The sequence below is a fragment of the Sphingopyxis sp. A083 genome, assembly GCF_001468495.1.
Lineage (GTDB): Bacteria > Pseudomonadota > Alphaproteobacteria > Sphingomonadales > Sphingomonadaceae > Sphingopyxis > Sphingopyxis terrae.
This window is the reverse complement of the sequence record NZ_LNSK01000004.1, coordinates 158,382-171,814: the sequence shown is the minus strand read 5'-3', so window position 1 is coordinate 171,814 and position 13,433 is coordinate 158,382. Positions and strand designations below refer to the sequence as shown.

Sequence of the window (13,433 nt, the reverse complement as noted above, 5' to 3'; positions counted from 1 at the left end):
GGCGGGCGCGAAGGGGTTGCCGCGGCGCAGCGTCGGCGCCACATCTCGCGCATGTCGCTTCCCGCTCCCTTCGCCGGCTGGTTCGCGCACCGCGGGTGGCGGCTGCGGCGGCACCAGGCCGACATGCTCGCGGCGGCGCAGCGCGGCGAAAGCGCGCTGCTCGTGGCGGCGACCGGCGCCGGCAAGACATTGGCCGGCTTTCTCCCCAGTCTGATCGACCTTGCGGCCAACTCGTCCGACCGGTTGCACACCCTCTATGTCTCGCCGCTCAAGGCGCTGGCCGCCGATGTCGAGCGCAACCTGCTCGGCCCGATCGCCGACATGGACCTCGACATCAGCGTCGAAAGCCGGAGCGGCGATACAAGTTCGGACAAAAAGGCGCGCCAGCGCAGTCGGCCGCCCAATATCCTGCTGACCACCCCCGAATCGCTGTCGCTGCTGCTGTCCTATCCCGACAGCTTCGCGATGTTCGCCGATCTGAAGACGGTGGTCATCGACGAAATCCACGCCTTCGCGACCGGCAAGCGCGGCGATCTGCTCAGCCTCGCGCTCGCGCGCCTCGAACGCATCGCGCCGGGGCTGCGGCGCGTCGGCCTGTCGGCGACGATTGCCGATGCGGACGCCTATCGCGCCTGGCTCGCGCCCGAGGGCGATGCGACGCGCGTGACGCTGGTCGAGGGCGAGCGCGGCGCCGATCCCGACATTGCGATCCTGCTGCCTGAGGGGGCGGTGCCGTGGGCGGGGCATTCGGGACGCTATGCGGTGCATCAGGTGATGGCCGAAATCGCGAAGAACCGCACGACGATCATCTTCTGCAACACGCGCGGGCTGGCCGAGCTGATTTTCCAGGAATTGTGGAAGGTCAACGACCTGTCGCTGCCGATCGCGATCCATCACGGCAGCCTCGACCGCGAGGCGCGCCAGCGCGCCGAAAACGCCATGGCCGAGGGGCGATTGCGGGCGCTCGTCGCGACTTCCAGCCTCGATCTCGGGCTCGACTGGGGTGATGTCGACTGCGTGATCCAGATGGGGGCGCCCAAGGGTTCGTCGCGGCTGCTCCAGCGTATCGGTCGCGCCAACCACCGGCTCGACGAACCGAGCCGGGCGCTGATCGTGCCGGGCAATCGCTTCGAATATCTCGAGGCGCGCGCCGCACTCGACGCGGTCGAGGCGGGCGAGCGCGATGCCGATCGCTTCCGTCCCGGCGCGCTCGACGTGCTGGCCCAGCATGTCATGGCGCTCGCGTGCGCCGCACCCTTCCGCGAGGAGGATCTGCTTGCCGAAATCCGCGGTGCGCAGCCGTATCGCTGGATCGACGCCGCGCTCTTTGCGCGCCTGCTCGGCTTCGTTCGCGACGGCGGATATGCGCTCAAAAGCTATGATCGCTTCCGCCGCCTGGCGCCCGACGGGCAGGGGGGCTGGCGCATCGCGCACCCCCGGCTCGCGGCGCAACATCGGCTCAACGCCGGGATCATCGTCGATGCCCCCACACTCGACGTGCGCTTCAAGAACGGGCGGCGCCTCGGCAGCGTCGAGGAATATTTCGCGAGCACGCTGACCGCGGGCGACACCTTTGCCTTCGCCGGCCTCAGCCTCGAGGTCGAGACGATCCGCGACACCGACCTCATCGTGCGCGCAACGACGCGTCCGGCCCGCATTCCCTCCTATGTCGGGGCGCGGATGGCGCTGTCGACGCGGCTCGCCGACCGGGTGCGCGCCTTCCTGGCCGATCCGGCGAGCTGGCGGCGCTTTCCAGAGGATGTGCGCTTCTGGCTCGAGATGCAGGCGCTGCGCTCGGTGCTGCCGCGCCCCGGCGAGCTGCTCGTCGAAACCTTCCCGCACGAGGGCGCGCATTATCTTGTCTGCTATCCGTTCGAGGGGTGGAACGCGCATCAGTCGCTGGGCATGCTGTTGTCGAAACGGATGGAGCGCGCGGGGCTACAGCCGCTCGGCTTCGTCGCTTCCGACTATGCGCTCGCGCTCTGGTCGCTGAAGCCGGTCGCGCATCCCGAGGCGCTGTTCGACGCGACCATATTGGAAGGCGAGTTCGTCGAATGGGTCGAAAATTCGCACCTCCTGAAGCGCGCCTTCCGCGAGGTTGCGGTGATCGGGGGGCTGATCGAACGCCAGCATCCGGGCAAGCGCAAGACGGGCAAGCAGGTGACTTTTTCGACCGATCTTATCTTCGACGTCCTGCGCAAATATGAACCCGATCATCTGCTGATCGAAGCCGCCTGGGCCGACGCGCGCGAGCGCCTCACCGACGTCGCGCGGCTCGGCGACCTGCTCGACCGCGCCGCGGGGACGATGGTGCACCAAAGGCTGGAGCGGATCAGCCCGCTCGCGATCCCGGTGCTGGTGCTGATCGGGCGCGAAAATGTCGCGGCCTCGGACCTCGACGACGCGCTGCTCGGCGAGCTCGCCGATACGCTCGCGGCAACCGCGATGGGGCGCGAATGACGGGGTTGGTCGCACGATTGCTGAAAATCGCGAAGAGGCGTATTATGAGCGTATAACAATAAAGAGAGGATGCCGCGATGAAGCATAATGTGCATCGCCCCGCGCTGATGGCGTTGTTGCTCGCCGCACCGCTGTTGATGGGATCGGCCCAGCCTGCCGGCGCGCCAGCGGCGCCCGAAGCTCCTGCTGTTCCACCGGCCGCCGCGGATCCAACTCCCGATATGGTCGTCGACCCCGCAACCGGCACGCTCATTCCCTTCATTCAGCCTTTCGATCTTGATGCGACGCGGCGCATGGCAGTCGAGGTCACGATCGGCGGGCAGGGGCCTTTTTCGTTCTTAGTCGATACCGGCGCCGAACGGACCGTGATCGCCCGCGAACTGGCCGCCCGACTCAAGCTGGCGCCGGGCGAACAGCTCCGGCTGGCGACCATCGGCGGCTCTGCGACCGTCCCCAGCTTTCGGGTCGCCGCCCTGCAAATGACCGACCTTGAGATGACCGGCTTGGTCGCGCCCGCCTTCTACGGTCGCCATATCGGCGCCGCCGGCCTGATCGGCGTCGACATGCTCGAAGACCGGCGCGTCCTGATCGACTTTCGCAAGCAGCACATGGAGATACTGGCAACGCGCAAGCGTGCTGCACCGATTATCCGCGACGACGACGCCATTGTCGTTACCGCGCGCAATGCCGCGGGCCGCCTTATCCTGTCCGACGCCCGGCTCGATGGAAAGCGCATTGACCTCATCGTCGATACGGGCGCGCAGACGAGCGTCGGAAATCCGGCGTTGCAGCGGCTGGTTGCGGCGAGGCGTGCCAACCGCGTGCCCTTTGTCGAGACTACGCTGAGCGCCGTGACTGGCGAGGCGGTCCCTGCGACGCGGACGGCGATCAAGCGCATTACGGTCAAGGGTCTGGACATCAACGACTTGCCCGTTAGCTTCGCTGACAGCCAAGCCTTTCGCGCGCTGGGTCTTGATGACCGGCCGGCGTTGCTGCTGGGGATGGACAGCATGTCACTGTTTGACCGGATCGAGATCGATTTCCCCAATCGCCGCGTCGTCTTCGATTTGCCGAGCGGGGCGAACCGCGAGACCGGCCAGCGTTTCGCGCTCAACAATGCGGCGCGCGGGAGCTAACAAAGCGATCGGTCCGCGGCGCTTGCCCGCGGCGGGATAGCGCGCCATAGCGGCGCGATGCCGCCCGCGCCCGCCTTCGACTTTGCCGGCCAGACCTTTCACCTGCTTGCCGAACGGGCGCTGTTCTGGCCGCGGCACGGGGCGCTGATCGTCGCCGACCTGCATCTGGAAAAGGCGAGCTGGTATGCGGCGCACGGCCAGCCGCTGCCGCCCTACGACAGTCAGGACACGCTCGACCGCCTGACCGATCTGGCGCGGCGGACGCGCGCGCGAGCCGTCTGGTGTCTCGGCGACAGTTTTCATGATCGAACCGCTGACGAGCGCATCGCGCCGGCGACGGCGGATCGGCTGCGCGCGCTGGCGGCGATGACCGAACTCGTCTGGGTCGCCGGCAATCACGACGGGCTGACGGGCGGGGCGTGGGGCGGGGCGATCGCCGACGCGCTTTGCGTCGATGGCATCGTTCTGCGCCACCAATGCTGTCCGGACGAGACGCGGCCCGAGATATCGGGGCATTTCCACCCCAAGCTGCGACTGCAGCTTCGCGGCCGCCCCGTCTCGCGCCCCTGCTTCGCGCATGACGCCAAGCGCTTGATCCTGCCCGCCTTTGGTAGCCTGACCGGCGGCCTCGACGTATTCGACCCGGCGATCGCTGCCAATTTCGCCGGTTGCTATCATGCGGCGCTGAATGCGCAGGGGCGGCTGCTCGCCTTTCCCTCGACCGCGGCGACCCGCGATGACGCTACGGCAAGCAAAAGGGCGGCGGCGCGATAGCGGCCCGCGGCGGCGTATCGCGCCTTGGCCGCGCTGTGGCCAAAAAGCATCACCCGCCCAAAAACGTCGAAAAAGCAGGGGTCTCGCTGGATCGGGCCGCCAATTGCGGTATGACATCAGGGCAACGAAAAAAGAAATTATCTGATAGGAGTGCCCAAAGTGACATCATCTTCCCTACTGAATGCCCGTCTGCTTCGCACGACCGCGCTCGGCGTGTCGATTGCCGTCGCGGCCATGTCGGCGCCCGCCTTCGCGCAGGACGCCACCACCGATAATGCCGAAGACACCGCCAATGCGATCGTCGTGACCGCGCAGGGCCGTTCGCAGCTGCTGTCGGACGTGCCGGTCGCAATTTCGGCGGTCAGCGCCGAAACGCTGCAGAACAGTGGCGCCAACGACATTCGCCAGCTCAACCAGGTGGCGCCGTCGCTGCTCGTCTCGTCGACGGGTTCGGAAGCCAATGGTTCGGCGCGTATCCGCGGTATCGGCACCGTCGGCGACAACCCCGGCCTCGAAAGCTCGGTTCCGGTCTTCATCGACGGCGTCTATCGTTCGCGTTCGGGCATCGGCCTCAACGAACTGGGTGAGATCGACCGTGTCGAAGTCCAGCGCGGCCCGCAGGGCACGCTCGGCGGACGCAACTCGTCGGCGGGCCTGATCAGCATCTATTCGAAAAAGCCCGACTTCAACTTCGGCGCCAGCGGCGAAATCACCTATGGCAACTACGACTATTGGCGCCTGAGCGGCAGCGTTACGGGCCCGATCACCGACAAGGTTGCGGCGCGCCTCGATGGCGTCTGGGTCAAGCGCGACGGCTTCCTGCGCGACACGACGAACAATACCGACGTCAACAACCGCGACCGCTATTTCCTGCGCGGCCAGCTGCTGTTCGAACCGACCGACGCGCTGTCGATCCGGTTGATCGCCGACTACACCTATCGCAACGAAAAATGCTGCGGCGCGATCTATGTCGACAACAGCGTCAACCCGTACATCGGCAATCTCAACAATCCGTCGACGCCGCTGTCGACCGGTACGGTTCCTCAGCCTGACGGAAACAACATTATCAACGTGCTGCGCGACCTTGGTCAACCGCTCAGCGCTTTCAGCCAAGGTTACAGCCGCAACCTGTCGGTCAGCCCCGGCCGCAGTTTCGCCGGCAAGACCAAGGATTACGGCTTTTCGGGCCAGATCGACTGGGACCTGGGCGGCGCGACGCTGACCTCGATCACCGGCTACCGCGAATATCGCTCGGGCCAAGCTGGCGACCTCGACTATGGCGCGGTCGACATTCTCTATCGCGCGCCGAGCGACAATGCCTACCGTCAGTTTCACACCTTCACGCAGGAACTGCGCCTGCAGGGTGAAGCGTTCGACGGCAAGCTCGACTGGCTCGTTGGCGGCTTCTATGCCAATGAAAAGCTGACGGTGCGCGACAATCTGCGGTTTGGCACGCAATATGGCCGCTTCGCCTCTTGCCGCCTTATCTCGGGCGGGGCGCTTGCGGGTCTCTATTCGCCGACGTCACCCGGCTGTGTTGCCGCACGACCGGCCGCCTTCGGCGCGGCTTCCCCGGCGATCTACGCTGCGCTCGATCAACTCGACAGCATCAGCGACAAGGGTAGTATTGACGACCGCTACCGGCAGGACGATACCAACTGGGCGCTTTTCACCCACAATATCTTCCACATCACCGACAAGCTCGATCTGACCTTGGGTGTGCGCTACACCCACGACAAGAAGAAGTTCGCGGCAACCTTCACCAACGACAATCAGGCCTGCGTCAACGTCCAGAATTTGGTCGGCGGTTTTCTTGGCGTCACTGCGTTGCAGCCGGTTTCGGCGGGGCTGATCGGGCTTGCCTGTCAAGGCAACTCGACGGCCGAATTGAACGGCGTTTCGATCAACGATCAGCGCAGCGAAGACAAGTGGACCGGCACCGCGATCCTGTCGTACAAGCCGGTCGACGATCTGTTGATCTACGCAAGCTATGCCCGCGGTTACAAAGCCGGCGGCTTCAACCTCGATCGGTCGGCGCTGAAAAATCCGATCCAGATCGTTGGCGGCGTTCCGACCTGGTCCTTTGCCCAGGCCGGCGGAGCGCAGTCGCTTGTGGGCAATCTGCAGTTCGACCCGGAAACGGTCGACAGCTACGAACTGGGCGCCAAATATTCGACCGGGCCGTTCAGCGCAGGGCTGACCTTCTTCCGTTCGGATTTCAGCAGCTTCCAGCTCAATACGTTTAACGGCAGCGTGTTCCTGGTGCAGAACGTGAACGGTTGCTCGGCTGATCTCAACGGAGCCGATCGCGATCAGAGCACGTTCACCTCCGGCGGCGTGCCAATTCCGGGGGCGCCTGCGAATACGAATGCCGCTGCCGCAACCACCGGCGCGTGCGCAACGGATAATGTTGGATGGGGCGTTCGTACGCAGGGCTTCGAACTCGAAACCTCGCTGGTTCCGGCGCGCAACTTCCGCATGACTGCTGGTCTGACTTATGCACGGACCAAATATCGCAACAATCTGGTCGGCAATGCATCGGGTGCGCCGCTCGATCCTGCGTTGCGCCTGCTCCCCGGAAACAATCTGTCGAATGCGCCCGAACTGGTCGCGACCGGCAGCGTGACCTGGACGCCCGAAATCGGCAGCAGCGGCCTGACCGGGCTCGTCTATATCGATGGTCGCATGACCAGCGACTATAATACCGGTTCGGACCTCTTCCCGCAGAAGGAACAGGACGGCTACGCGATCTTCAACGCGCGCGTTGGCGTTCGCGGTCCCGACGAAAAGTGGGGCATCGAATTCTGGGCGCAGAATCTGTTCAACAAGCAATATGCGCAGGTCGCGTTCAACTCGCCCTTCCAGGAAGGCGGCGTGAGCAGCGCATTCTCGGATCCGCAATATCCGGGCGGCCGTCAGCTGTTCTCGCAGTTCCTTGCCGAACCGCGCACCTATGGCGTGACGCTTCGCGGCAAGTTCTGATCGCGTAACATGCGGTCGGCTTGTCCGGCCGGATAAGGGACCGCCCGCTTGCCGAATGGCAGGCGGGCGGTTCTTTTTTGTGGAACCTTTGCGCCGACCCTGCATAGGCTGGGGGCATGTTCGCAATCGATTCCCTGCTCGTAAAAATCGCGCTGATCGGCGTGATCGGCATCGGCGCCCAATGGGTGGCGTGGCGAACCAACAAACCCGCGATCGCGCTGATGCTCGTCGCCGGCATATTGGCGGGCCCCGTACTCGGGCTGATCGATCCGGTGCGCGATTTCGGCGCGCTGCGCGAACCGATGATCAAGCTCGCCGTTGCGGTGATCCTGTTCGAGGGCGGCTTGAGCCTCAAGTTCCGCGAACTGCGCCAGGCGGGAACCGCGGTCTTCATGCTCGTCTTTATCGGCGTGCCGGTCGGCTGGGCGCTCGGCACCGCTGCGGCCTATTATGGCGCGGGCCTGCCGTTCGAGCTTGCGGCGCTGTTCGGCGGGGTGATGGTTGTGACGGGACCGACCGTGATTGCGCCGATGCTCCGCTCGCTCAACATCGCGCCGCGCGTCAAGAATATGCTCAAGTGGGAAGGGATTGTGAACGATCCGATCGGCGCGCTGCTCGCGGTCGGTATCTACAGCTACATCACCCACGGCGGTGCCGATGCGAATAGCGTGAGCATCATCACCGACGTCGTCGCGGCGAGCGTGCTGGCGATCCTGATCGGCGGCGCGGCGGGATTCCTGCTGACCTGGGCCTTTCCGCGCGGCTGGGTGCCCGAATATCTGAAGGCGCCGGTGCTGCTGACGACGGTAATCGCGGTCTTCGTGCTTTCGGACCTCATCATGCACGAAACCGGGCTGATCACCGTCACCGTGATGGGCGTCGTGATGGCGAACCGCGAAACCTATTCGACCCGCTCGCTGCAACGCTTCAAGGAGGATCTGACCGTCGTTCTGGTATCCGGCGTCTTCATCATCCTGTCGGCGACGCTCAACTGGGACGTGGTCAAGAATTTCCAGTTCCGCTTCCTGATCTTCCTCCTTCTGCTGCTTTTCGTCGTGCGCCCGCTGACGATCATGACCGCGCTGCTGTTCACGCGCATCCCTCTGAAGGAGCGGCTGTTCGTCGCCTGGATAGCGCCGCGCGGGATCGTCGCGGTTGCGGTAACGGGCCTCTTCGCGCTGCGCCTCACCGACTATGGCGTGCCGGGGGCGGAGGCGCTGGTGCCCTTGGGCTTCGGCGTCGTCATCGCAACGATCTTTGCGCATGGCTTTACCGCGGGAACCTTTGCGCGCTGGCTCGGGCTCGATCAGGGCAAGGGCGACGGCGTCCTGCTCGTCGGAGCGAACAGCTGGACGATCGCCTTCGCGCAATTCGTCAAGGAACAGGACCGCGGCGTGATGATCGCCGACGCCAGCAAGTTCGCGCTGCGCCGCGCGCGCCGCGCCGACATTCGCGTCTATCACGGCGACATATTGGACGAGGTGCACGAGGATGCGATCGACATGGGCCAATATCAGCAGCTCATCGCCGCCACTGATAATGACAGCTATAACGCGCTGGTCTGCGGCGAGCTGGCGCCCGAGATCGGCCATGACCGCGTCAGCCGCGTCGCGGGCGAGGCGACCGGCGCGAGCCAGCGGCTCGGGCGCGTGTTCACCATCGGCGGCACCACGATCGACACGCAGCTCGACCGCCTGCACGCCGGATGGACCTTCGGTCGCACACGGATCACCGAAAAATTCCCCTATGCCGACTTCGTTGCGCGGATGAAGGCGTCGGGGGGCGACAGCCTGATGGTGGTCAAGGCGTCGGGCGACCTCGCGATCTTCTCGACCCGCCACCGCCCGACGGTGGAGGCTGGCGATACGGTGTGGACCTTCGTTCCGCCCGACGATCCGAAGGCGCGCCGCGAGGCGAAGGAAGCGTCCGCCGCGGTCTGACGGTCCGGCGTCAGCGTGCGCGCGCGGCCTGATGCGCGATGTCGGTCATCAGCTTGCGGAACAGCACCGCGCCCGCGGTGCCCGATGCCTTCAGCGCGCGCTCGCATTCCAGCAGCCGCGTCATCAACCGCGCAACGCGCACCGAATCCCAGATGTGCAGCTGCGCCGTCACCGCATCACGCTCTTTCCAGAATACGCCGCTGCTTTTCGCCGCGACCACCGTCGCCGGGTGCGCGCCGGCATCGACCTCGGCGCGCAACTTGGCGAGCTGCATCGCGCGGATCGCCAGCGCGCGGATGATGCGGATCTCGGCAACGCCGACCGCCGCCGCCTGGGCCAGCATGTCGGGCAGATCGCGCAGCTTGCCGCCGAGCGCGACGTTGATGCACGCGCTGACATCCTCTTCATGCGTCGCGGCGCCCAGCGCGGCGATGTCGGCGGGCGTGACCTGCCGCTGCCGGTCGGGGCCGGCGTCGAGGTAGAGCGCGATCTTCTCGATCTCGCGGCGCATCAGCGCCTGATCGCCCGAGACGAGATCGACGAGCAATTGCGCCTCGGCATTGGCAACCCGCAATCCTTGCGCCGCCGCCACTTCCATCGCGATGCCGACAAGCGCGCGGCGGTCGGGCTGGTAACAGATGGCGGCGACCGCATTGTCGGCGCCCTCGACCAGCTTGACGAGCTTCGATCGCGCGGTGACCGACGCGCCGGTCGCGATCACCGGGTTGAGCACGCTGTCGGCGCCGAGCAGCGCCTCGACCGCGGCGAGGCAATCGTCGCCGCCGCCCGAAATCTCGAGCCGGATCACGCGCGCCGACGAAAAGAGCGACATCGACGCGGCTTCGGCGGCGAGCAGCGCGCCGTCCTGTGCCATCTGACCCGATGTCAGATCGACCCGTTCGGCCTCCTTGCCGGCCAGCGCGATCAGATGCGCGGCGACGCCTTCCATCGTGGCGTCGTCGGGGCCGGTCAGCAGGATGAAGCGCACCGCGGGATCGAGGCGGCTGAGGCGTTCGAGTTCGCCGGGCTTGACCGACTTCATGCCGGTCAGGGCGCCGGGGCGGCCGGCGCCGGTTGGCCGCCGCCGCGGTCGGCGAAGACCGCCAGCCGCGCAACGATCTGGTCGGCGATTCCCGACGCGAGCCGCTCGAGCGTCGTCGATTCGGCGGCGATCGTCGAATATTCGCTGCCGACGACGTCGATCCCGCCGTCCTGCGCCGCGGTCGCGTCGAGCAGCACTTCGCCGCTTGCCGCGTCGACGAGCTGATAGCGGGCGCGCAGCGTCCGCCGCTCGCGCGTCACGGCATCGTCGGAGCGGACGCCGAGGCCTGTGATCGAATCCTCGAGCCGCACGTCGAGGCGCAGCCGCTGGCCCGCACCATGTCCGCCCTGCGTCGCCTGCAACCGGTCGCGCAGCGCGTTGCGGACGAGCCAGCCATTATGCCCCTCGATCGGCGCGACATCGACGTCGGCCAACACCTGCGCCACCGCGCCCTTGCTGCCGTTCGCATAGAGCGGCCGGAGCCCGCAGCCGCCAAGAAGCAGCGAAGCGGCGACGAGCGAGGAGGTGAGCAGGCGTTTCATGTCAGGGAACGATATTCACCAGACGGTCGGGAACGACAATCACCTTTTTGGGCACGCCGCCGCCGAGCAGCTCGGCGATGCGCGGGCGGGCGAGCGCCGCGGCCTCGAGCGCGGCCTTGTCGGCGCCCTTCGCGGCGGTCATCGTGTCGCGCAGCTTGCCGGCGATCTGGATCGCGATCGTCACCTCGTCATCGACGAGAAGCGCCGGGTCGGCGGCGGGCCAGGCGGCGTCGGCGATCATCGTGGTCGTCCGCTGCGCCGCGGGCAGCGCCGCCCAGGCCTCTTCGGCCAGATGCGGCATCATCGGCGCGACGAGCAGGATCAGCGTCCGGCACGCTTCGGCGCGGGTAGCCGAGGGCTTCGCCTTTTCGATATCGTTGGCGAGCGCGTGGATCTTGGCCACCGCCTTGTTGAAGCCGAGCGATTCGATGTCGGCGGCAACGCCGGCGATCGCCTGGTGCAGCTTGCGCGCCAGCACCTTGTCCTCGCCGCCGTCGCCGACATTGTCGGTGTCGCCGAACAGGCGCCACAAGCGCTGGACGAAGCGCCACGCGCCCTCGATCCCGGCCTCGCTCCACGGCAGATCGCGCTCGGGCGGGCTGTCGGAGAGCATGAACCAGCGCGCGGCGTCGGCGCCATATTGGTCGAGGATGGCGTCGGGATCGACGACATTCTTCTTCGACTTCGACATCTTGATGACCCGGCCGACCTCGACCGGCGCGCCATCGGCCTCCAGCGTCGCGCCGTCGGCGGTGCGCACCACCTCGTCGGGGGTGAAGAAGAGGGGGGGCAGGCCCTCGCCCTGCGCACGGCTGTAGGTTTCGTGCGTCACCATCCCCTGCGTGAACAGGCTGGCGAAGGGCTCCTTGATGTCGATCATGCCAAGCTTGTTGAGCGCGCGCGTCCAGAAGCGCGCGTAGAGCAGGTGAAGGATCGCATGCTCGATGCCGCCAATATATTGGTCGACGGGCAGCCAGCGGCGGATGACATCGGGATCGAACGGCTTGTCCGCCGGTGCCGAGGCGAAGCGCAGGAAATACCACGACGAATCGACAAAGGTATCGAGCGTATCGGTCTCGCGCACCGCCGCGCCGCCGCACGTCGGGCAGGCGACATGCTTCCACGTCGGATGGCGGTCGAGCGGATTGCCGGGGACCGAGAAATCGGCATCGTCGGGCAGTACGACCGGCAACTGATCCTTCGGCACCGGCACGAGGCCGCAGGCCGGGCAATGGATGAAGGGGATCGGCGTCCCCCAGTAACGCTGGCGCGAGACGCCCCAGTCGCGCAGGCGCCAGACGGTCGTGCCCTTGCCCCAGCCTTCATGCTCGGCGCGCGCGATGATCGCGGCCTTCGCCTCGTCGATGCTCATCCCGTCTAGGAAGTGGCTGTTCACGAGGCGGCCGGGGCCGGTATAGGCTTCGTCGCCGCGGAAAGTCTGGCCGGTTTCGTCGCCGTCGGCAATCACGCGGTGGACGGGCAGATCATATTTGCGCGCGAAGTCGAGGTCGCGCTGGTCGTGCGCGGGACAACCGAAGATCGCGCCGGTGCCATAATCCATCAGCACATAATTCACGACCCAGATCGGCAGATGCCAGTCGGGGTCGAGCGGATGTTGCACCGACAGGCCAGTGTCGAAGCCCATCTTCTCCGCGGTTTCGAGCTGTTCGGCCGACGTTCCTTGACGGCGGCACTCCTCGATGAACGCGGCAAGGCGCGGCGCATCCTTGGCGAGCGACTCGGCCAGCGGATGGTCGGGCGAAATCGCCGCAAAGCTGGCCCCGTACAGCGTGTCGGGGCGCGTCGTGAAGACGTCGAAGCCCGGCGCGCCGCCCGCCAGCTTGAAGCTGAATTCCAGGCCCTGCGACTTGCCGATCCAGTTTTCCTGCATCAGCCGCACCTTGTCGGGCCAATGCTCGAGGCTCTTGAGGCCGTCGAGCAGTTCGTCGGCGAAATCGGTGATCTTGAGGAACCACTGCGAGAGTTTCTTCTTCTCGACCAGCGCGCCCGAACGCCAGCCGCGCCCGTCGATGACCTGCTCGTTGGCGAGCACGGTCATGTCGACGGGATCCCAGTTGACGTAGCTTTCCTTGCGCGTGACGAGTCCGTGCGCGAACAGGTCGAGGAACAGCGCCTGTTCCTGCCCGTAATAATCGGGTTCGCACGTCGCGAGTTCGCGGCTCCAGTCGATCGCGAGGCCGAGGCGCTTCAATTGCGCGCGCATCGCCGCGATATTGTCGCGCGTCCAGCCGCCGGGGTGGACGCCCTTTTCCATCGCGGCATTTTCGGCCGGCATGCCAAAGGCGTCCCAGCCCATCGGATGCAGCACGTCATGCCCGGTCATCCGCTTGAAGCGCGCGAGCACGTCGCCCATCGCATAGTTGCGGACATGCCCCATGTGGATGCGTCCCGACGGATAGGGGAACATCTCGAGGATATAGGCCTTTGGCTTATTCGAACTGTCGGTCGTCGCAAAGCTGTTCGCGGCGTCCCATGCCGCCTGCCAGCGGGCGTCGGCGGCGAGGGCGCCAAAGCGCGTTTCGCGGGTCATTTGTTC

8 protein-coding genes are annotated in these 13,433 nt (G+C 66.1%); 5 read left to right on the top strand and 3 right to left on the bottom strand.

From position 1 onward, the window contains the following. Positions 1-51 precede the first annotated feature (51 nt). The 5 genes from ATE59_RS09910 to ATE59_RS09890 all read left to right on the top strand — a co-directional run bounded on the left by ATE59_RS09910 (position 52) and on the right by ATE59_RS09890 (position 9,292). On the top strand, positions 52-2,460 hold the full coding sequence (locus ATE59_RS09910) for a ligase-associated DNA damage response DEXH box helicase (RefSeq protein ID WP_058812283.1): 2,409 nt from the start codon (positions 52-54) through the stop codon (positions 2,458-2,460). Positions 2,461-2,537: 77 nt separating this feature from the next. After that, complete coding sequence (locus ATE59_RS09905) at positions 2,538-3,596, top strand: aspartyl protease family protein (protein WP_058812282.1); 1,059 nt, start codon at positions 2,538-2,540, stop codon at positions 3,594-3,596. Between the two features lie 57 nt (positions 3,597-3,653). Continuing rightward, positions 3,654-4,370: a ligase-associated DNA damage response endonuclease PdeM gene (pdeM, locus tag ATE59_RS09900; RefSeq protein ID WP_058812281.1), complete on the top strand. Its 717-nt coding sequence runs from the start codon at positions 3,654-3,656 to the stop codon at positions 4,368-4,370. A 159-nt stretch (positions 4,371-4,529) separates the two neighbouring features. Further along, positions 4,530-7,352 (top strand): TonB-dependent receptor, encoded by a 2,823-nt coding sequence (locus tag ATE59_RS09895; RefSeq protein WP_231737238.1) that lies wholly within the window; start codon positions 4,530-4,532, stop codon positions 7,350-7,352. 116 nt (positions 7,353-7,468) lie between these two features. Further along, a complete protein-coding gene (locus ATE59_RS09890; RefSeq protein WP_058812280.1) occupies positions 7,469-9,292 on the top strand; it encodes a cation:proton antiporter in 1,824 nt (607 codons plus the stop codon). A 10-nt stretch (positions 9,293-9,302) separates the two neighbouring features. Here the strand turns inward: ATE59_RS09890 and holA are convergent, their stop codons facing one another. The 3 genes from holA to leuS are packed head-to-tail and all read right to left on the bottom strand — an operon-like array spanning position 9,303 to position 13,427. After that, entirely contained in the window at positions 9,303-10,334 is a 1,032-nt protein-coding gene (gene holA / locus ATE59_RS09885; protein ID WP_058812279.1) for a DNA polymerase III subunit delta, read from the bottom strand. A gap of 5 nt (positions 10,335-10,339) precedes the next feature. Further along, positions 10,340-10,876, bottom strand: a complete 537-nt coding sequence (lptE, locus tag ATE59_RS09880) for an LPS assembly lipoprotein LptE (RefSeq protein ID WP_058812278.1) — start codon at positions 10,874-10,876, stop codon at positions 10,340-10,342. A gap of 1 nt (position 10,877) precedes the next feature. Further along, the gene (leuS, locus tag ATE59_RS09875) at positions 10,878-13,427 is read right to left on the bottom strand and encodes a leucine--tRNA ligase (RefSeq protein ID WP_058812277.1); all 2,550 of its coding nucleotides are present in this window, start codon (positions 13,425-13,427) and stop codon (positions 10,878-10,880) included. Between the last annotated feature and the right edge of the window lie 6 nt (positions 13,428-13,433).

Excerpts from the sequence above, each read along its gene's own strand:
- pdeM (WP_058812281.1), top strand. The coding sequence starts at position 3,654 with ATGCCGCCCGCGCCCGCCTTCGACTTTGCCGGCCAGACCTTTCACCTG.
- holA (WP_058812279.1), bottom strand. The coding sequence starts at position 10,334 with ATGAAGTCGGTCAAGCCCGGCGAACTCGAACGCCTCAGCCGCCTCGAT.
- lptE (WP_058812278.1), bottom strand. The coding sequence starts at position 10,876 with ATGAAACGCCTGCTCACCTCCTCGCTCGTCGCCGCTTCGCTGCTTCTT.
- ATE59_RS09890 (WP_058812280.1), top strand. The coding sequence starts at position 7,469 with ATGTTCGCAATCGATTCCCTGCTCGTAAAAATCGCGCTGATCGGCGTG.
- ATE59_RS09910 (WP_058812283.1), top strand. The coding sequence starts at position 52 with ATGTCGCTTCCCGCTCCCTTCGCCGGCTGGTTCGCGCACCGCGGGTGG.
- leuS (WP_058812277.1), bottom strand. The coding sequence starts at position 13,427 with ATGACCCGCGAAACGCGCTTTGGCGCCCTCGCCGCCGACGCCCGCTGG.
- ATE59_RS09905 (WP_058812282.1), top strand. The coding sequence starts at position 2,538 with ATGAAGCATAATGTGCATCGCCCCGCGCTGATGGCGTTGTTGCTCGCC.